The organism is Flavobacterium zhoui, from assembly GCF_042787235.1.
Lineage (GTDB): Bacteria > Bacteroidota > Bacteroidia > Flavobacteriales > Flavobacteriaceae > Flavobacterium > Flavobacterium zhoui.
Map to the genome: position 1 here is coordinate 158,968 of NZ_JBHZPY010000005.1, position 18,798 is coordinate 177,765.

An 18,798-nucleotide genomic window follows, 5' to 3' on the forward strand; every position below is an offset into this window, starting at 1 on the left:
ATTTAAAAGCTTTGAAAGCCATAAAAAATCTTATTTTTGAAGAAAGGAACCCCTTAGATTAATTGTAATACATAATTATTTTTTTTCCCTAAATTAAAAACACGATATATTTTAGCATCTATGAAGAAAAAGTATCTGAAAAAAATATCGATAGAAAAAATAGTGTTTTTTACAATTCTAGCTTTGGGAATATTTTATCTGTATTTTACCTATGTCAGATTTAGTGAGGATCGAACTAAAAGAGTATTGCAAATTGCAAAATCTATTGAAGTAACACTGCCTAAAGAATATTTAAAAAAGCTGGAAATAAAACCCAACGACATTAGTAAACCGGAATATCAGATTTTAAAAAATAATTTAAAAGAAGTCATCCGAGTCAATCCAGAAGCCAGATTTGCTTATTTGTTAACTCAAAAAAACCAAAAAGTATACTTCATTGTTGATTCGGAACCAGAAAACTCTAAAGATTACTCACCACCCGGTCAAGAGTACACAGAAGCTGATATAACTACGCATCAATCTTTCAAGAACGAAAAAGAGATTATTACAGAACCTTCTACTGACAGATGGGGAACGTGGGTAAGCGCATATATCCCTATAAAAGACAACATTACAGGCAAAACTATTGCTGTTTACGGAATGGATTTTGACGCAAAGTCATGGAATCGTACTTTACTATTCAACCTGATTGAATCCATTGTATTAATTGCATTGTTTCTATTAACTGCCTTATTTCTTTTTAAAATAATAGAAAAGAATAAAATACTGAATTACGATATAATCAACCGACGAACGGAAGAAGAAAAATTACGCAATGCCCTACTCATTTTAAAGAAAAAAAATGAGGAATTAGATCAATTTGCTTATGTTATTTCACACGACCTAAAAGCTCCATTAAGGGCAATCTACAGCCTTTCAGAATGGATTCAGGAAGATTTAGTTGGTGCGACGGATGACGTTCACAAAAATTTTAAATTACTGCAAGGAAGAATCGTGCGGCTGGAGAATTTAATTAATGGTGTCCTGGAATATTCCCGCATTGAAAACTCAAAAAAAGCCAGCGAAGCTTTAGATTTGAAGAAAATGCTGATAAAAATTGTCGAAACTACGGTTCCTTCTGAAGGATTTGAAGTTTATATTGCAGATGATTTCCCTGTTATTATTGCCGAAAAAAAATTAATATTCAAGATTTTCAGTAACCTCATTACAAATGCGGTAAATCACAACGACAAAGCTATAGGGAAAATTGAATGCACTTATGCATCTTTACCTGATTTCCATCAATTTACCATAAAAGACAATGGACCAGGAATTGCTGAAAGTTATCACACAAAAGTGTTTGGGATATTTCAAACGATTTTAGCTCGTGATGTGCAGGAAAACACTGGTATTGGTTTATCAATCGTTAAAAAAATAATCGAAGGAAAATCAGGTAAAATTTACATTGAATCTGAAGAAAACAATGGAGCAAGTTTTATTTTTACATTACCTAAAAACACATAAGTAACCGTATAACTAAACCACTATGGACTGAAAGTCCATAGATTTGGTTGTCAGACTTAAAGTCTGCATGGTTGCTAGTCTTCAATTATGAAGTTATCATTATTATTTTCATTCGGGTTTCTGTGATGTTCCAAATATTGATTTACCATTTCATCAGTGATATTACCCGTGCTCCAACATCCAAAACCTATTGCCCAAAAATGACGTCCCCAATATCTTCTTTTTAGGTCTGGGAATTCAATTTGTAGTTTTTTTGAAGAACGTCCTTTCATTAATTTAACCAAAGTACTTACATCTTGGGATGGGCGATATTCAATGTGCATGTGGACATGATCTTTTGATACAACTCCCTTTAGTATCTGAACTCCTTCTGCTTCACATATTTGTATCAAAATAGTTCTACAACGCATTTTTATATCACCTTGCAAAACTGCATACCTATACTTTGTAGCCCAAACTATATGAACTGATAATCTTGATACTGTATGTCCATTTGTTCTTTGAAAATCCATATTCAAATGTACATTTTTAGAAGCTAAAAGCGAAATGCACTAAAGTGCATAGTTTTAACTATTTTTGGGACCAATAAATCTTATTTACTTATTCGAGTCAAAATATCATTCATCATTTCGATTTGAACTTTTTGAATTTCTATTAACTCTTCCTGTTGGTGCATAATCAAATGATCCAACTTTTCATGAAGCATTCTGATTTCGAGTTCTGATTTCAGATTAATCATATAGTCTTTTTTCGCCCTTTCTCTGTCTTTCTCTTCCTGACGATTTTGACTCATCATAATAACCGGCGCTTGAAGAGCTGCTAGACAGGATAAAATTAAATTTAACAAAATAAACGGATAAGGATCGAATCCTTTATTCATTAGAATATAAATATTAGCCAAAATCCACAAAACAATAAATACTCCAAAAAGAATTATAAATTTCCAGCTTCCGCCAAAAGCTGCAACTTTATCTGCTATTACTTGACCAAAAGTGCGAACACCAATCTCCTCTTCCACTGTACTTACCAGAGATCTATCTTCCTCTAAAGAACCAATAACCTTAGCTTCCAGATTAGAAAGCTCCCCTATTTCAACCAGTAAGTAATTTGAAATGTACTTTTCCCTATACAGGTTTAACTCACCGATAGAAAGAAATTCATCACTGCTAAAATCAGGATAATCTTTTTGGATTAAGGCTAATATGGGATTTCTGATTGTTTTTCCGGAAACTTTATCCGCAACAGGGAATTCCTTTTTTGAGATATCGCTTATGAAAGTAGTATTCGTATCCATGCAAATTATTTTTCTTGCTAATTTACATATTAAAACCTTTTATTTTTCATTAACCAAAAATTTGAATCAACTGCTAAATTTATAAAATCGAATAGACTTTCATTTCCTTGCATTTATGCCACATCTTCAAAATTTCTTTATCAATTTTTTGCTTCTTTTTCTAAAAACGCCTTACTTTTACAGTTTTCATATAACAATTCAATTCTATAATCATGACAAAAGATCTGATTATCAAAAATATTAGTGCTTTAAAAAATGGTTTTACCATCAATTATAGCATCAAAACAAAAACAGAGGCTTTTACGGAGCTTCTATTTTTTTCTTTATTCGACACCAATGCTCCACTAAATAAAAGCATTGAGGAACTTGAAAAGCAGTTTAAAGAAATATCAGCCATCGCTTGCAAAAAACCGCATGCCCTATGCGATTCTATGTGGGATAAATTTTTTGAATCCTTGCCTTTAGTTCTTGAAAAACTGAATCAAGATGCCAATTATTTTTTAGCAAATGACCCTGCTTCAAACAGCATCGAAGAAGTGTATTTGACCTACCCTGGTTTTTACGCCATTGCAATCTATAGATTGAGTCATGAATTGTACCTCTTGGATCTTTTGTTGTTTTCCAGATTGATGAGTGAATATGCGCATCGAATCACCGGAACTGATATTCATGCAGGCGCAACTATTGCATCCCCAATCTTTATTGATCATGCCACCGGAATCGTAATTGGAGAAACTACCGTCATCGAAAAAAACGTAAAAATTTATCAGGGAGTAACTCTCGGTGCGTTAAGTGTAAGTAAAGACATGAAAAATTCTAAAAGACATCCTACCGTGGAGAAAAATGTTTGTATTTATGCCAATGCAACTATTTTGGGGGGCGAGACAGTGATTGGTAAAAACAGTATCATTGGTGGAAATTCATGGGTGACAAAATCAATTCCTGCAAAATCTATCGTAATGAATACCACCACGACTGAAGTAAAAATAAAAGAGATAAAATAATATGAAACCAAAAAAATTATTAGACCTCATTGGCAATACCCCTTTAGTGGAAACGGTCAATTTGGTACAAAATAAGAATGTAAAACTTTTATTGAAGCTAGAGGGAAATAATCCCGGTGGAAGCGTAAAGGATAGGGCTGCCTACAACATGATTAAATCCGCACTGGAAAGAGGCGAAATCAAAAAAGGAGACAAACTCATAGAGGCTACCAGTGGAAATACCGGAATTGCTTTGGCGATGATAGCACAATTATTCAATATAGAAATCGAGTTAGTACTTCCCGATGATTCAACCAAGGAACGCACACAAACGATGCTTGCTTATGGCGCTACTGTAATTCAAACTCCAGCAAGTACAGGAATTATAGGTTCCAGAGATTATGCGGATAAAAAAGTGGCTGAGGGAGGTTATATTATGCTCAACCAATTTGCAAATGAGGACAACTGGAAAGCACATTATAAAACTACTGGGCCAGAAATATGGAATGATACCGAGGGAACGGTAACACATTTTGTATCAGCAATGGGAACAACTGGAACTATAATTGGGACTTCTACTTATTTGAAAGAGAAAAACCAAGCCATTCAAATCATAGGAACACAACCAAGTGACGGCTCCCAAATTCCTGGAATTAGAAAGTGGCCGCAAGAATACTTGCCAAAAATTTTTGATGCTTCTAAAGTAGATTCTATTATAGAAGTAACTGAACAAGAAGCCCGCGAAATGACTAAACGTTTAGCGCTTGAAGAAGGTGTTTTTGCCGGAATGAGCAGCGGTGGTTCTGTAGCTACAGCTGTAAAAATTGCCAATACTTTAGAATCAGGAGTGATTGTTGCCATTATCTGTGACCGTGGCGATCGTTACTTGTCTTCGGATTTATTTGACTAATCCAATCATCTATATAAAATAGAAAAGGCTCGGTTTGTCTAAAACCGAGCCTTTTTTATATCAATCTTTATTTTTATACTAGAGTCGCAGTGGTAGAAATAGCAGCGTTCAATACTTTAGAAACGGGACAGTTTTTCTCTGCTTTTGAAACTTCTTGTTGAAAAGCATCGTCAGAAATCCCTTTTACCTTTGCATTGACTGTTAAATGAGAACTTACAATCGTACCATCTACTAAATCAATATCACATTTGGTTTCGATACTTTCAATTTCAAAACCGGCTTCAGTAATATAGGCCGAAAGCTGCATCGTAAAACAGCCTGAGTGCGCCGCTGCTATTAACTCTTCAGGATTTGTTCCTACTCCTTCTTCAAATCGGGATTTGAATGAATATTGGGTATTTTCTAACGTTTTACTTTGTGTCGATAATTTCCCGGCTCCCTCTTTTAGTGAACCATTCCAAACTGCGGTTGCATTTCTTTTCATAATTCTATTTTTTAATTTACTCAAATTTAGTTCATTTGTCAAAAAACACTTTCAGAAACTGGTTTTTTTAACGAAATTTTAAAAAATGTTTAAAATCATTAGATCAAGAACAGCGACATGGAGTTATGCTTAGGTTTCCAAATGCGAATTTGTTACGTTTGTTAGACGTAACGCATATTAATTTATAACTATGAAAACTAGGAACAAATGAGAAAAACAAAATTAATTTACTGTTTACTAGTATTATCAATCTTTATGGGAGGAAATGTAAAGGCTCAAGACTGGCCCAATTTAAATCGTTACCAAAATGAAAACACTGTTTTAAAATCTGCAGAAGTGGGACAAAAAAGGATTGTTTTTATGGGGGATTCCATAACCGAATTTTGGAGTACCGTTGATCCGGAATATTTCTCTGGCAAACCTTATGTTAATCGGGGTATTAGCGGACAAACCACGCCACAAATGCTACTGCGCTTTAGAGCCGATGTCATCGCCTTAAAACCCACCGCTGTTGTAATTCTTGCAGGAATCAATGATATTGCAGGAAACACAGGTCCTACGACCATTGAAATGATTCGGGATAATATTTTCTCTATGATTGAATTGGCGAAAGCAAACCACATCAAAGTAATTCTGTGTTCCGTTTTGCCGGCTTACGACTTTCCTTGGAAACCCAACCAAGAACCGATTGCTAAAATCAAAACATTGAACGAAATCCTGAAGAATTACGCTCTTGCAAATGAAATTGTGTATGTCGATTATTATTCGGAAATGGTTGATAAAAATCAGGGTTTAAAAACTGATTATTCGAATGATGGTGTGCATCCCAATAAAACAGGTTATCAAGTAATGGCGCCACTAGCCGATAAAGCAATTACTTTGGCTTTGCAGGTCAAATAATTCAAAAAACAATACTCTCTTTAATCCTACAAATAATTCAATATTTATTTCTAAAATTTATTTTATTTATTAAGAAATTTACTAAGTTTGCGCCACCAAAATTAACCTTACAAAATAAATTACTTATGCGAATTTTAAAAATTATCGTGTTATCCTCTTGCGCCTTACTGCTAAACAGTTGTGCATCTGGTTACAAATCCATTGATCCTAAAAACATTAACTACGTTTCAAAAAATGCAACGAATGATGTTTCTTTAGAATATAAATATGATTTATTAGATAATAAATACGCCAAAAAAGAAAAGAGTAAAACGGTAAAACTGATTGCCATTAAAGTTACCAATAACAGCAACAGAGATCTAGTTTTTGGCACAGACATTTCGCTTAGTTATGAAAATGACGCCACTCTGTATTTAATGGAAAAAGAAACGATTTACAAAACTTTAAAACAGAGTCCTGCCTCTTATTTATGGTTTTTACTTTTATCACCTTTACAGATTTACAAAACTGAGACTAATTCCTACAATAATCCTGGAACGACTAGTTCTTTTCCTGTAGGTTTAATTCTTGGACCTGGAATTGCAGGTGGGAATATGATTGTTGCTAGTTCCGCTAACAAAAAATTCAATGCTGATTTGAATAATTACAATATCAATGGAAAAACAATTAAAAAAGGAGAAACTGTTTATGGCTTAGTTGGAATAAACTCTAATAACTTTGATGCTATAAAAATAAAAGTGCAAGCACCTTTAGCATTTTTAAAATAACGTTATTTTCCAAAACGCACACAAAAGCCCAAATCAATTGATTTGGACTTTTGTGTTTTTGATAATAGAAACTAGCCTTTCATCCCTCCCTTTTGGCAGATTTCCATAATTTATATGCTCTTTTAAACTATAAACTCAAATGATCGAAACAGTAATATGTGGAATACAATAAAAGAAAACTATACTGATTTAATGGGTTTTATAAGAAATCCTACGGACCAATCGGCACCCGAACTTACTTTGACTGAAAAATCAAAAAAACTCTTGTCACTATTAATAATTGAAGTACCTCTAATGGGAATTTTGATTACACTAATAAGCGCATTAGAAACGATGGGACTTGTCAATTCTGAAGACCACAAGTTAAATGATGTAATCATGACATGGCCAATTTGGTCGGTGCTACTTTTTACTGTTGTTATTGGGCCATTTATTGAAGAACTAATTTTTCGATCGTATCTCCGTTATAAAAAAAATTATTTATTCAATTTTATCATTTCATTAGTTTCACTTTCTGGTTTTCGAAATGAGCAAAAAATAGAGACTTTTCTAACTTCCTTTTGGAAAAAGAGATACAAATTCATTTTTTATTTTTCTGCTATACTATTTGGAGTGATCCACATTAACAATTTTAAATTTTCCTATACAATTCTACTTTTATCGCCAATATTAGTAGCGCCACAAATAGTGTTAGGATTATTTATTGGTTTTCTAAGAGTTCGTTATGGATTTATTCTAGGATTTCTGCTTCACGTTATACATAATGCTATATTTATTGGAATTACATTAATTTTTATGATAAACACTCCTGGACATCGCAATATTAAAGAAACCACTTACTCAAACAAGATAGAGGAGATTAAAACCTAAAGAAAGAGTAATATCTGGGAGCTACAATCCATGCTCACAAACACAATAACAACTAAAAATATTCCATTTTTGGACTATTTTTTTTTAAAAACAAAATTAATTACCCCCAAAATGTTTAATAAATCGAATTTTAAAGAATGGTTTGACCGATACAAATATGCAGAATTGGCAGCCACAAGTTCAGCTTTGTTGAGTTCTCAATTTAGCAGAATTCTTAGCGGTTTGACTACGGCTTATTTGATAACGTTTGCTGAGTATTTGGCATTTTATGTAATCATAATTGCGCAATCGTATAAAAAACAGGCCAAAAAGAATCAAGAACTAGGGCAAAAAACCACTTTAAGGGAAACCCTTTTATTAGTAAAGAATTTGATTTTGGAGTTTGGTTATCCTGCTATTTTGGATTTCTTTTTCATTCGTCCGTTTTGTATGTATTGGATGCCATTATTGACCGGGAATTATTTTATGGGAATTATACTTGGAAAAATCACTGCCGATTTATGTTTTTATCTGCCTACGATAATTAACTATGAATTAATCAAGAAAAAAGACAATACCGTTTCGTAATTATTGCCCTTATTGGGTCAACTACTTTTTTAATCGAAAAATGGGTATAAATTGACCTTACAAAAGTCAATTTACACCCATCTTATTGATCGTTACTGATTAAGTTGATTACTTTTTACCCCTTAAAAGAGCTACTATTATTATTATAAAAACCGCACCACCAACTACTAAAATCCAGGGCTGTGCATACCAGTCACTTCCTTCTTTATTCACATTCAAATTTACATCCACTGTTTTATCTTATGCCCAAATAAGACTTTGAGAAAATAAAAGTGCGATTAATAATAAAGACTTTTTAAAAGTTGCGCTGATGTTGGATAATTGTTTCATGTTGAATCGATTTTAGATTAATTATATTTTTTAGTTTTAATATTACAAATATATTGACACTAAGTTAATGAAATATTACTAAATTAAACAAAAACATTACATAATTCACATAATTCAACCTTTAAGCCTACGAATAACACTAAAGGCAAAAATGAATATAGTTAAAATAATCAAATTCTCATCACCAATCCCGCCCCCGATTACTTCACTTAACTTTATTTTTCAGATGTGTTCAGTGAACTTCGTTTATAGCAAAAAAACCGCAGCACCGAAAGCTTTGGAACTCTTGCCCGTAAAGAGCGACTGAAGGAAGCTCCTTTACGGGCTTAGCGTTCCAGCTTACGGAATTGCGGGTTTGCAGCGGAAAGCGAGATTGGGCCCAAATAAAAATTAATACTTTTTGAAAATATTTCACAATTTGAATTTATAAAACCATTCAAACGCTTATTTTTGCGCTATGGCAAAGAAAAATACAGACAAAGTTGTCTTTCATCAAATAAAAGTCCTTGATGCTGGTGCAAAAGGCGTTTCGGTAGCAAAGGCTCCCGATGGTAAAGTGGTTTTTATCCCGAATGTCGTTCCCGGCGATGTGGTTGATGTGCAAACGTTCAAGAAACGTAAAGCGTATTATGAAGGAAAAGCGATCCATTTTCACGAATATTCTGAGCATCGTGTAGAACCTATTTGCGAACATTTTGGTGTTTGTGGAGGCTGTAAATGGCAAAATATGAAATACAGCCAACAGTTGTATTACAAGCAAAATGAGGTGAAAAACCATTTGCAACGCATAGGAAAAGTGGAACTTCCAGAATTTGAACCGATTTTAGGTTCGGAAAAACAGTTTTTTTACAGAAATAAAATGGAATTTTCGTTTTCGAACAGCCGTTGGTTAACCGAAAAAGAAATTGACAGCACAGAAGATTTGGGAAACAGAAACGCACTTGGTTTTCACATTCCGAAAATGTGGGACAAAATCTTGGACATCAACAAATGTCATTTGCAGGAAGATCCTTCGAATGCGATTAGAAACGAAGTTCGTGCTTTTGCAAATGAGCATGGCTTAACTTTCTTTAACCCAAGAGCGCATGAAGGTTTGTTAAGAACTTTGATGTTGCGTACGGCTTCGACTGGTGAAATTATGGTTTTGATTCAGTTTTTTGAAAACGATAAAGCCAACAGAGAATTACTTCTAGATCATATTTACGAAAAATTCCCTCATATTACTTCGCTGCAATATGTTATCAATAATAAAGCGAACGATACTTTATACGATACTGACATTAAATTATACAAAGGAAGAGATTACATCCTAGAAGAAATGGAAGGTTTGAAATTTAGCATTAATGCGAAATCTTTTTACCAAACCAACTCTGATCAAGCGTATGAATTATATAAAATAACGAGAGATTTTGCTGGTTTAACTGGAAACGAAGTTGTTTATGACTTGTATACCGGAACAGGAACTATTGCACAGTTTGTCTCTAAAAACGCCAAAAAAGTAATTGGTGTTGAAAGTGTTCCTGAAGCAATTAAAGACGCTAAATTGAATGCAGAACGCAATGAAATCACCAATTGTGAGTTCTTTGTAGGAGATATGAAAGTCGTTTTTAACGATAGCTTCATAGCACAACACGGGCATCCTGATGTTATTATTACAGATCCACCAAGAGACGGAATGCACAAAGATGTAATTGAACAAATTATGAAAATTGCTCCTGAAAAAGTGGTGTATGTAAGCTGCAATTCTGCTACACAAGCGCGTGATCTGGCTTTGATGGACGAGAAATATAAAGTAACTCGTGTGCGTCCTGTGGATATGTTCCCGCAAACGCATCACGTTGAAAATGTTGTACTTTTGGAAAGAAGAAATTAGTATTCAGTGTTCAGTCGCAGTTAGCAGTTGTTGCAATTGAAATTGATTTTTGCATTGCCATTCCTATTTTAAAGATTTATGAAAAAGTTACTTTTATTTATATTCGTTGTAACATTATTTTTCTCCAGTTGTGAGAAAGATGATATTTGCGATGCCAATACGGCTACAACACCAAGACTGTTTATTCAGTTTTATGATTTTGCCAATCCCTCTGTTTTAAAAAATGTCACTAATCTTAAAGTCGTTGGTGCTGGAATTACAGATGGAATTATTTTTAATCCAACTGCAACCGGTGAATCAAAATACCTGGCTAACGGCAATACCATTTCGATTCCGTTAAAAACAAACGATAATACCACTATTTACACCTTTACCTTGAATTCGGGAAATTCGAATCCGGCATTAATCAACTTAGATAACATACAGTTTGATTACACCAAAAATGATATTTTTGTATCAAGAGCTTGCGGTTTTAAGACGATTTTCACATTGAACCCAACAAACCCTTATTCACATACGATTGCCACCGATAAATGGATAAAATATATCTCTGTTGAAAAAAGTAATATAGAAAACGAAAATGAAACACACATTAAAATATTTTTTTAGTTTTTGCCTCGTTTTGTCCATTTCTTTGGCAAAAGCACAAGACACGAGCCCAAAAGGCGAACTGACGAAGCAACCTACACCAAAAACAGATGGTGTAATTCCTGAAAACCCTGAACCTTTCAAAAAAGTTGATTTATCAGCAAAAAAGAAGGATTCTATTATTCTTGTTCCTGCTAAAACGGATCGTTACGGCGTACGCGTTGGTGTTGATTTATATAAATTGACGAGAGCTTTATACGACAAAGATTATAAAGGAATTGAATTTGTAGGAGATTATCGCTTGACAAAAAAATACTTTTTGGCTGCCGAGCTCGGAAATGAAAATAAAACTACGGATGATAGCCGATTGAATTCAACGACAAAGGGCTCCTATCTAAAAGGAGGTTTTGACTACAATGCCTATCAAAACTGGCTGAACATGGAAAATATAATTTCCATAGGACTGCGATATGGTTTTAGCACTTTTAGCCAACAATTGAATTCCTACAAAATCTACAATGCCAATCCTTATTTTGGAGAAGTTCCTCCAATTCCTTCGGGACAAAAATTCAACGGATTAACAGCCAGCTGGATTGAAGTGGTAGCAGGAGTAAAAGCAAAAGTATTTGACAATGTGTTTGTGGGCTTTAGTCTGCAACTGAAGCGATTCGTCAGTAACAAGCAACCCGATAATTTCGAAAATTTATACATTCCAGGATTCAACCGAACCTACAACGGTGATTTTGGAGTAGGATTCAATTATACGGTTACGTATTTTGTTCCTATTTACAAGAAGAAAGTAAAACCTGTAGAAGTTTCTAAAAAATCGGATAAGAAAAAGTAAGTTAAAAAGAAATACAAATTTCACTGAATAAAAATATCGCAGAGAAAACTGTTTTCCTTGCGATATTTTTTTATACTTATTTAAGACTAAAGACCTATCCTATTTCCTTAATTCCCTTTATAAAAATCCATTTCATAAATAATTTCTCTCCGTCTTTCGTTTTTACGGCCTGAAATTTTGGAGCTAAAATTGTTCCAATTACAAAAGCGGTAAAGGGAATCCAAAAACCGGTTAACATTGTATATCGGTTCATTACATATCGAAAGGATATAAAAAATATTGCAAAAGAGCCTAATTGATATAAAAAGGCACGTACTTGTAATTTGGTCATACTAAATGCTGAGTTATGAGTTATTTCTTTTAATCTGAAGCTACTAACCTATTCTACTATTTCATCCTTATTAACGTTTTCTGAATTTTCAGAACTGTCATCCGTAACTTGAAACTTCGTTCTCTTACTTCCCTCATACATTTCGTATTTCACTAATCTAGCTTCTAAACTCGCGTTAAAAAGTTTGATTTTTCTGGAAGGTTTTAATCCAACGTATTTCAGCGCTTCCAGATTTGCTGTAATAAACCAAGCATTTGTACCAGGATAATTTTTCTTTAAAGTATCGCCAATGCTTTTGTAGAATTCTTCCATATGGATATCCAAACGCTCATCATAAGGCGGATTGAAAACCATGTGTAACTTACCCTGTGACGTTTTTTCGGTATTAAAAAAGTTCTTTTCCTCGATGGTGATGTACTCATCAAGATTGGCATTTTTGATATTGTCTTTGGCTTTTTGAACCGCACTTGGTGCCTTATCGTAACCTTTTATAGTGTAATGAAACTCTCTGACTCTTTTCAGTAAGCTGTCCGAAATACTATCAAATAAATCATTGTCCCAATCGTTCCATTTTTCGAAAGCAAATTCTTTACGGTTAATGTTTGCTGGAATATTACAGGCAATCATAGCTGCTTCCGCCAGAAAAGTTCCAGAACCACACATTGGATCCAAGAAATCACCTTGACCATCCCAACCCGACAGCAACAAGATTCCTGCTGCCAAAACTTCGTTGATAGGGGCAATATTCGTAGCTGTCCTATAACCACGTTGATGCAATGAATTTCCAGAAGTATCCAATGCAACCGAAACCTGATCTTTGTCAATGTGGATATTAATTCTCAAATCAGGAAAAACTTTATCAATACTGGGACGTTGCCCGGTTCTTTCTCTAAATTGATCAACAATCGCATCTTTACATTTTTGAGAAACAAATTCTGAGTGATTAAAATATTCCGAATGTACCGTAGCGTCAATCACAAAAGTCTGATTGGCGTTAAGTAATTTAGACCAATTTACTCCCGAAATGCCTTTGTATAAAGCCTGTTCGTTATTAGCCTTGAAAAAATAAATAGGTTTTAAGATTTTCAAAGCCGTACGCAAAGATAAATTCGCTTTGTACATAAACCCTTTATCCCCTTTAAAACTTACCATTCTCACACCTTGTTCAACGTTTTGCGCGCCCAACATCTGCAATTCTTTCGCTAATATTTCTTCAAAACCAAAAAAGGTTTTGGCAACCATTTTAAAATTATTTTCCATTGTAAAATCAAGTATTCGTTGCAAAAATACACTAAATTTGCCTGAATCGAATTAATTGAAAAAGAATAAATGTCTGCAGCACAAAATCCACCAACTGAAAATCAATTGAAATCATCTGAAAACTGGTACACGTCTTGGTTTGACACTCCGTATTATCACATTCTTTATAAAGAAAGGAATTATAGAGAAGCTCAGGTTTTTATGGATAATATTACACATTACCTTAATCTTCCCGAAAACGCAAAAGTACTGGATTTAGCTTGCGGCAAGGGACGCCATTCTATTTATTTAAACCAATTGGGATTTGACGTTCTGGGCGCTGATCTTTCTGAAAATAGTATTGCTGAAGCTTCTAAAAATACCAATGAAACACTACATTTCAAAGTTCATGATATGCGTGAACCTTTTGAAGAAAAATACGATGCTATTTTCAATTTGTTTACCAGCTTTGGCTATTTCGAGAATGACGAGGACAATCTAACCACTTTAAAAGCCATCAAAGACAGCTTATCAGAATATGGTTTTGCCGTGATTGACTTTATGAATGTCGCTCATGTGCTCGAAACCTTAGTTCCTGAAGAAACTAAAACCGTAGATGAAATCGAATTTCACATAAAACGCTATCTAAAAGACGGCCATATTTATAAAGAAATTGACTTTGAAGACAAAGGTCAAAAATTTCATTTTACCGAAAAAGTAAAAGCTTTGACCCTTCAGGATTTTGAACAATTAATGGAACAAGCCGGAATTTACCTGTTGGATATTTTTGGAGATTATAAATTAAAGAAATTCCACAAAACGGAGAGTGAACGACTAATCATGATTTTTAAATAATGAATTATCTTTTACCATTACTTTCGGTGCTAATAGGGTACGGTATCGCTTTGGTTTTGAAGCCAAACGACAAAACCAATCTGAAATTATTATTGGCCTTCAGCGGTTCGTTTTTGCTTTCATTGACGGTGATGCACCTATTACCGGAAGTTTATGAAAGTAAAAATGGCAACAGCGGCCTTTTTATTATGTTGGGAATTTTATTCCAAATCATACTGGAATTTTTCTCCAAAGGTGCAGAACACGGGCATGTTCACGGGCACGCAAACATGAATCATATTCCGTGGCTTTTGTTCATCAGCCTTTGCATTCACGCCTTTTTAGAAGGATTTCCCGTAAGTCATCATCACGATTTGGCGTTAGGAATTGCCATTCACCATTTACCAATTGCTATTATTCTTACGACATTTTTTATCAATGCAAGTCTAAATAATAAGGCGATTTTTATCTTCATGGTTACTTTTGCAATTATGACACCGCTTGGAACCTTTTTATCGGGCTCTTTACCGGTTTTAAATGAATATTACGACGAAATAACGGCTGTTGTAATTGGAATATTATTCCATATTTCATCTACCATTATTTTCGAAAGCAGTGAAGGTCACAAATTCAATATCGCCAAAGTTTCTATGATTGTGATTGGAATTGCGTTGGCGTATTTTATATAATTTTATAAAGTTAAGAAACAGAAATAAAGAGATTTCTGTTTCCCAGCTTTCAATTTTCTAATTACCTCCAGTTCTTTTATTCTCCTCCTTATTGCCAAAATCACGCTGTTGTACATTGATCCTTTTGTTTCCAAAATTATAAACCACAGATAAACGTACGAATCGATTACTTTCTTTCTGCTCATATACCTGTTTTACATTGTTTATAACTGAAGTAAAATCTTTTAAATAAGAGGTATTAAAAATATCATTTGCCAAAAATGTAATTTGCATGGTTTTATTAAACAAATCCTGTTTGAAACCAATATCAAAACTCGAGGCATATCCTAGTTCATATAAACCTCCTTTAAAAGGCGTTGTATACGTAAAATCGATTTGCAATTTTGCCATTTTACCTAATAAAAAAGTATTATTTGTCGAAAAATCAATTTGTAAACTGTTTGATGGTGTGGCTTTGATATCTTTAATAAATTTTGTTTTTGCTCCTAAAAGGTACAATGAATTTTCACTAGACCACCAATCTGCAAAACTTGCCGAGTAACTTTCCCCTATTCCATAATTTAAGTTTTTAAAATAATTCTCACGGGTTACAATCTGTGTATTGGTTTCCGGGTTTGAGGTGAACAAAACTCCATAACCGTTTGTAATTGCATTGACAAAAACACTTGTTCTCAAAATTTCTTTATAAGAATGTACCAACTCAAAATTATCACTAAATGAAGGTCTTAAAAACGGATTTCCTTCGGAATAACTATTGCTGTTGATGTAAATTCTGAACGGATTCAATAAGTCAAAACGTGGTCTGTTGATTCTTTTTCCATAATTCAAACTAAAAGTATTGTTTTCGTTTTTCTTGTAAGAAGCATAAAACGTTGGGAATAATTTCAAATAATTATTTTCTGTTTCCTGATTTAGAGTTTCAGAAAATCCATTTGTTTGAGTGTTCTCCAATCTTAATCCCATTTGGAAATTCCATTTTTCATTGAATTTTTTATCTGCATTTACATAAACCGACTGATTGTTTTCAGTGTATTTAAATCGGCTGGATTGGTTCGAATCTAATTCTGGAGTCCCTGTAATTTTATTGTAATAAAGTACATCACTTACACTATTTGTAAAACTCATTTTTGCACCATAAGACAAATTCAACGCTTGAAACGGATGTTCCATATCTGCCTTAAAACTCCAATTGTCAATATCCTGATTCGAAATGTTTCTTCCCGACTGATTTATATCAACAAATGTCATATCTGGCGTATAATTATTAGCGACAAAATTTCTATCGAATTTTGAACTGTAATTAAAATAGTCCACATCAAAAGATAACTTTCTTTTTAAGGAATCTAGTTTGGTAATCAAATGTGCATTATAAGTTTGATTTTTTGATCCTTTATAAGTGAAGCTATTGTTCAGTGTAACATTATCCAATTCATTTTGAGTATTGTAATCCTCAATTCTAATATCCGATTTAAAATCAGGGTTATTTCTATCGTTTAAATATTGAAATCCAATAGTAGTAAGTTCTGAAAGATTATAATCTAAAGCCAATTTACCGGAGAGATTTTCGGTTTTTACCTTTGTTACACTTTTCATATGCGAAAGTCCATCAGGAAAATACATTTTTAAATCATCTCTAGCATTCAAATAACCTGTTTTTGCATTAATGCTGGCAGAAAATCTAAACTTGTTTTTATTGTAAAAAAAGTTATCTCTTAAAGTGTAAATACTATATTTATTTTGATCATAAGAAACTGTAGTCGTGTTTTTCCAGGAATCACGAACTCCTTTTTTCATAATAATATTAATCAATCCACCAGTTCCTTCGGCATCATATTTTGCCGGCGGATTGCTGATAATTTCAATATTTTTAATATCATTAGCCGAAATTGATTTCAAAAAATTATTCAGTTCCTCATCTACTAATTCAATCATTCGTCCATCTATCATAATACGGGAAGTTCCTTTCCCTAATATATTAATTGCATTATTCTGAACGACAACTCCGGGAGCCGTATTAATGGCACTTAATGCGTCTCCGCCAACTGTTGTAACATTGTTTTCAAGATTATAAACCAAACGATCCGTTTTCTGTTCGATTATTTTCTTTTTAGATTCAATGACAACCTCTGTCAAATTGGTAGTGCTTTCTTTTAAAATGATTGTTCCTAAATCAGTATCATTTTCTATTGTAATCTCTTTATCATAATCTGTAAATCCCAAAAGACTAATTCCTATTTTATAAGATCCTTTTTTAAGGTTAATTTCAAAAGAACCATCTTGTTTAGATATTGTTCCGTCAATAATTTTTCCTTCTGAATGGGATATGGAAACATCTGCCCATTCTAATGGAATTGTTTTGTTTGCTATTTTTCCTTTTAATTTAAATGATGTTTGTGCTAAACAAAATAAAGGCAATAATAAAAAGATAAGGAGATTTGCTTTTTTCATGATTTCTAATTTTAAAACTTGTTTCGATTAATTTGAAGCAAAGTTGCCTTAGAAATTTTTAGAATTCGACCGACAAAAAAAAGTCGAACCACTTTCTATTCAGAAAATCAGTTCGACTTTATCAGGTATGAAGTACTACTTTTTACAAACCACTTATTATAAGGCGTTTCTATAAGCTGTAGGCGTCAAATTGGTGTGTTTTTTAAAAGAGGTATTAAAAGAAGATTTGGAGTTAAAACCAACTTCGTATAAAATTTCCAGAACGGTAAGCTGACTTCTATACTGATCTTTCAAAATACCCATCGCTTTTTGAATACGATATTCATTGACAAAATCAAAAAAGTGCAGATCCATATGATGATTAATTAAAACAGATAAATCCCGAACCGGAATATCAATTTGATTGGCAAGCTCCTGAATGGTAAGCGATGGATCAAGAAAAGGCTCTCTCTCTGCCATATATTGTTTCAATCTCGAAATTTGACTGGAAATCGCATCGTCTTGAACATTTTTAGATTCTGTTTTTTCTTTGACTTCGGGCAGAATATCTTTTGTCAATTGTATTTTAGAATTAATTCCCCTAAAAAGTTCCGGATGATTCAATGCTTTCATTACTAACCAACAGGTAATAAATAAAGCTACACTTCCTACTACTACATTTAACCAAAGAAATATTTGTCTGTAGTCGCTATAACGTAATACGTTTTTTAATGCAACCAAACAATGCGCGATTAGAAAAACAGTAGTCATCTGAAAAAGATACTTGTACGTCGATGTACTTGGATTGGTATAGTTTTCCAGATAAATTTCTCTGTATTTCTTCAAAATTAAAAATGCGCTAACAATATAAAACACATATTGAAATTCAATTAAAATCTGGATTAAGTATATTTCAGGCATATGGTCAAGATCTCCGGATAAAAGTTTCATATCTGCATCACTGGCTAAATAAAGTCTTCGAAGAAAAACTAAATTAACTAGTATAATAGGAAGTAAATGCACTAAATGCTTCCACTTTAATTTAAAATCAGAATAACAAACTGATAATACATAAAGATAAAATAAGGGCATTGCCAACAAACAGATTGTCCATCTAAAAACCATCAAATCAAGATAATCCTGAATATAAGCAATAACAAAAAAACCACTAAGATCAATAGCCGAAACAATAAAAAACCAGGCAAATAAACGGTTGGCTAATTTATTTTCAGTTTTAACAGTCAGTAAAAAAAATGCCATCAAAAAAGATACAAAAACTGAAATCCGTGCGATCCCTTGCAATAAGATTATTCTATCCATTTATTTTTTAATATTTAACAAATATAATATTTTAGTTCATCTAAC

At 33.2% G+C, this 18,798-nt stretch carries 19 protein-coding genes; 12 read left to right on the plus strand and 7 right to left on the minus strand.

The window, feature by feature from the left end:
* Window positions 1–120: 120 nt before the first annotated feature.
* Window positions 121–1,503 carry an ATP-binding protein gene (locus tag ACFX5F_RS07905; RefSeq protein WP_379851526.1) on the plus strand — a complete coding sequence of 461 codons (1,383 nt, stop codon included), beginning with the start codon at window positions 121–123 and terminating at the stop codon, window positions 1,501–1,503.
* Between the two features lie 74 nt (window positions 1,504–1,577).
* Here ACFX5F_RS07905 and tnpA read toward each other — a convergent pair whose 3' ends face one another.
* Together tnpA and ACFX5F_RS07915 are read right to left on the minus strand one after the other, a co-directional pair.
* Entirely contained in the window at window positions 1,578–2,015 is a 438-nt protein-coding gene (tnpA, locus tag ACFX5F_RS07910; protein WP_379851527.1) for an IS200/IS605 family transposase, read from the minus strand.
* Window positions 2,016–2,095: 80 nt separating this feature from the next.
* The gene (locus ACFX5F_RS07915; RefSeq protein WP_379851528.1) at window positions 2,096–2,797 is read right to left on the minus strand and encodes a DUF1003 domain-containing protein; all 702 of its coding nucleotides are present in this window, start codon (window positions 2,795–2,797) and stop codon (window positions 2,096–2,098) included.
* 212 nt (window positions 2,798–3,009) lie between these two features.
* Between ACFX5F_RS07915 and epsC the strand changes: the two genes are divergently transcribed.
* Window positions 3,010–3,801: a serine O-acetyltransferase EpsC gene (gene epsC / locus ACFX5F_RS07920; protein ID WP_379851529.1), complete on the plus strand. Its 792-nt coding sequence runs from the start codon at window positions 3,010–3,012 to the stop codon at window positions 3,799–3,801.
* Window position 3,802: 1 nt separating this feature from the next.
* Window positions 3,803–4,690 (plus strand): cysteine synthase CysM, encoded by an 888-nt coding sequence (gene cysM, locus ACFX5F_RS07925; protein ID WP_379851530.1) that lies wholly within the window; start codon window positions 3,803–3,805, stop codon window positions 4,688–4,690.
* 73 nt (window positions 4,691–4,763) lie between these two features.
* Here the strand turns inward: cysM and ACFX5F_RS07930 are convergent, their stop codons facing one another.
* On the minus strand, window positions 4,764–5,174 hold the full coding sequence (locus ACFX5F_RS07930; RefSeq protein WP_379851531.1) for an OsmC family protein: 411 nt from the start codon (window positions 5,172–5,174) through the stop codon (window positions 4,764–4,766).
* Between the two features lie 207 nt (window positions 5,175–5,381).
* Here ACFX5F_RS07930 and ACFX5F_RS07935 point away from each other — a divergent pair, with 207 nt between their 5' ends.
* The 7 genes from ACFX5F_RS07935 (at window position 5,382) to ACFX5F_RS07965 (ending at window position 11,913) form a co-directional block, all read left to right on the plus strand.
* Window positions 5,382–6,074 carry an SGNH/GDSL hydrolase family protein gene (locus tag ACFX5F_RS07935; RefSeq protein ID WP_379851532.1) on the plus strand — a complete coding sequence of 231 codons (693 nt, stop codon included), beginning with the start codon at window positions 5,382–5,384 and terminating at the stop codon, window positions 6,072–6,074.
* A 125-nt stretch (window positions 6,075–6,199) separates the two neighbouring features.
* Window positions 6,200–6,841 carry a hypothetical protein gene (locus ACFX5F_RS07940; protein ID WP_379851533.1) on the plus strand — a complete coding sequence of 214 codons (642 nt, stop codon included), beginning with the start codon at window positions 6,200–6,202 and terminating at the stop codon, window positions 6,839–6,841.
* A 156-nt stretch (window positions 6,842–6,997) separates the two neighbouring features.
* Window positions 6,998–7,711, plus strand: coding sequence for a CPBP family intramembrane glutamic endopeptidase (locus tag ACFX5F_RS07945; protein ID WP_379851534.1), 714 nt, complete (start codon window positions 6,998–7,000; stop codon window positions 7,709–7,711).
* Between the two features lie 111 nt (window positions 7,712–7,822).
* Window positions 7,823–8,278 carry a hypothetical protein gene (locus ACFX5F_RS07950; protein WP_379851535.1) on the plus strand — a complete coding sequence of 152 codons (456 nt, stop codon included), beginning with the start codon at window positions 7,823–7,825 and terminating at the stop codon, window positions 8,276–8,278.
* Window positions 8,279–9,065: 787 nt separating this feature from the next.
* The gene (rlmD, locus tag ACFX5F_RS07955) at window positions 9,066–10,481 is read left to right on the plus strand and encodes a 23S rRNA (uracil(1939)-C(5))-methyltransferase RlmD (RefSeq protein WP_379851536.1); all 1,416 of its coding nucleotides are present in this window, start codon (window positions 9,066–9,068) and stop codon (window positions 10,479–10,481) included.
* A 78-nt stretch (window positions 10,482–10,559) separates the two neighbouring features.
* Window positions 10,560–11,090, plus strand: a complete 531-nt coding sequence (locus ACFX5F_RS07960; RefSeq protein ID WP_379851537.1) for a DUF6452 family protein — start codon at window positions 10,560–10,562, stop codon at window positions 11,088–11,090.
* Entirely contained in the window at window positions 11,062–11,913 is an 852-nt protein-coding gene (locus ACFX5F_RS07965) for a DUF6048 family protein (RefSeq protein WP_379851538.1), read from the plus strand. Before ACFX5F_RS07960 ends, ACFX5F_RS07965 begins: the two co-directional genes overlap by 29 nt.
* 94 nt (window positions 11,914–12,007) lie before the next feature.
* On the opposite strand, the gene ACFX5F_RS07970 is transcribed toward ACFX5F_RS07965, so the two are convergent.
* Both ACFX5F_RS07970 and ACFX5F_RS07975 read right to left on the minus strand, forming a co-directional pair.
* Window positions 12,008–12,244: a hypothetical protein gene (locus ACFX5F_RS07970; protein ID WP_379851539.1), complete on the minus strand. Its 237-nt coding sequence runs from the start codon at window positions 12,242–12,244 to the stop codon at window positions 12,008–12,010.
* Between the two features lie 48 nt (window positions 12,245–12,292).
* Window positions 12,293–13,504 (minus strand): THUMP domain-containing class I SAM-dependent RNA methyltransferase, encoded by a 1,212-nt coding sequence (locus tag ACFX5F_RS07975; RefSeq protein WP_379851540.1) that lies wholly within the window; start codon window positions 13,502–13,504, stop codon window positions 12,293–12,295.
* 69 nt (window positions 13,505–13,573) lie between these two features.
* Between ACFX5F_RS07975 and ACFX5F_RS07980 the strand changes: the two genes are divergently transcribed.
* Complete coding sequence (locus ACFX5F_RS07980; RefSeq protein WP_379851541.1) at window positions 13,574–14,338, plus strand: class I SAM-dependent methyltransferase; 765 nt, start codon at window positions 13,574–13,576, stop codon at window positions 14,336–14,338.
* Entirely contained in the window at window positions 14,338–15,006 is a 669-nt protein-coding gene (locus ACFX5F_RS07985) for a ZIP family metal transporter (RefSeq protein WP_379851542.1), read from the plus strand. Before ACFX5F_RS07980 ends, ACFX5F_RS07985 begins: the two co-directional genes overlap by 1 nt.
* Window positions 15,007–15,063: 57 nt before the next feature.
* On the opposite strand, the gene ACFX5F_RS07990 is transcribed toward ACFX5F_RS07985, so the two are convergent.
* Window positions 15,064–17,454, minus strand: coding sequence for a TonB-dependent receptor (locus ACFX5F_RS07990; RefSeq protein ID WP_379851543.1), 2,391 nt, complete (start codon window positions 17,452–17,454; stop codon window positions 15,064–15,066).
* A gap of 156 nt (window positions 17,455–17,610) precedes the next feature.
* Window positions 17,611–18,753 carry a helix-turn-helix domain-containing protein gene (locus ACFX5F_RS07995; RefSeq protein WP_379851544.1) on the minus strand — a complete coding sequence of 381 codons (1,143 nt, stop codon included), beginning with the start codon at window positions 18,751–18,753 and terminating at the stop codon, window positions 17,611–17,613.
* Between the last annotated feature and the right edge of the window lie 45 nt (window positions 18,754–18,798).

Excerpts from the sequence above, each read along its gene's own strand:
- ACFX5F_RS07905 (WP_379851526.1), top strand. The coding sequence starts at position 121 with ATGAAGAAAAAGTATCTGAAAAAAATATCGATAGAAAAAATAGTGTTT.
- ACFX5F_RS07970 (WP_379851539.1), bottom strand. The coding sequence starts at position 12,244 with ATGACCAAATTACAAGTACGTGCCTTTTTATATCAATTAGGCTCTTTT.
- ACFX5F_RS07995 (WP_379851544.1), bottom strand. The coding sequence starts at position 18,753 with ATGGATAGAATAATCTTATTGCAAGGGATCGCACGGATTTCAGTTTTT.
- ACFX5F_RS07940 (WP_379851533.1), top strand. The coding sequence starts at position 6,200 with ATGCGAATTTTAAAAATTATCGTGTTATCCTCTTGCGCCTTACTGCTA.
- rlmD (WP_379851536.1), top strand. The coding sequence starts at position 9,066 with ATGGCAAAGAAAAATACAGACAAAGTTGTCTTTCATCAAATAAAAGTC.
- ACFX5F_RS07975 (WP_379851540.1), bottom strand. The coding sequence starts at position 13,504 with ATGGAAAATAATTTTAAAATGGTTGCCAAAACCTTTTTTGGTTTTGAA.
- cysM (WP_379851530.1), top strand. The coding sequence starts at position 3,803 with ATGAAACCAAAAAAATTATTAGACCTCATTGGCAATACCCCTTTAGTG.
- ACFX5F_RS07945 (WP_379851534.1), top strand. The coding sequence starts at position 6,998 with ATGTGGAATACAATAAAAGAAAACTATACTGATTTAATGGGTTTTATA.
- ACFX5F_RS07965 (WP_379851538.1), top strand. The coding sequence starts at position 11,062 with ATGAAACACACATTAAAATATTTTTTTAGTTTTTGCCTCGTTTTGTCC.
- ACFX5F_RS07960 (WP_379851537.1), top strand. The coding sequence starts at position 10,560 with ATGAAAAAGTTACTTTTATTTATATTCGTTGTAACATTATTTTTCTCC.
- ACFX5F_RS07935 (WP_379851532.1), top strand. The coding sequence starts at position 5,382 with ATGAGAAAAACAAAATTAATTTACTGTTTACTAGTATTATCAATCTTT.
- ACFX5F_RS07990 (WP_379851543.1), bottom strand. The coding sequence starts at position 17,454 with ATGAAAAAAGCAAATCTCCTTATCTTTTTATTATTGCCTTTATTTTGT.
- epsC (WP_379851529.1), top strand. The coding sequence starts at position 3,010 with ATGACAAAAGATCTGATTATCAAAAATATTAGTGCTTTAAAAAATGGT.
- tnpA (WP_379851527.1), bottom strand. The coding sequence starts at position 2,015 with ATGGATTTTCAAAGAACAAATGGACATACAGTATCAAGATTATCAGTT.
- ACFX5F_RS07985 (WP_379851542.1), top strand. The coding sequence starts at position 14,338 with ATGAATTATCTTTTACCATTACTTTCGGTGCTAATAGGGTACGGTATC.
- ACFX5F_RS07950 (WP_379851535.1), top strand. The coding sequence starts at position 7,823 with ATGTTTAATAAATCGAATTTTAAAGAATGGTTTGACCGATACAAATAT.
- ACFX5F_RS07930 (WP_379851531.1), bottom strand. The coding sequence starts at position 5,174 with ATGAAAAGAAATGCAACCGCAGTTTGGAATGGTTCACTAAAAGAGGGA.
- ACFX5F_RS07980 (WP_379851541.1), top strand. The coding sequence starts at position 13,574 with ATGTCTGCAGCACAAAATCCACCAACTGAAAATCAATTGAAATCATCT.
- ACFX5F_RS07915 (WP_379851528.1), bottom strand. The coding sequence starts at position 2,797 with ATGGATACGAATACTACTTTCATAAGCGATATCTCAAAAAAGGAATTC.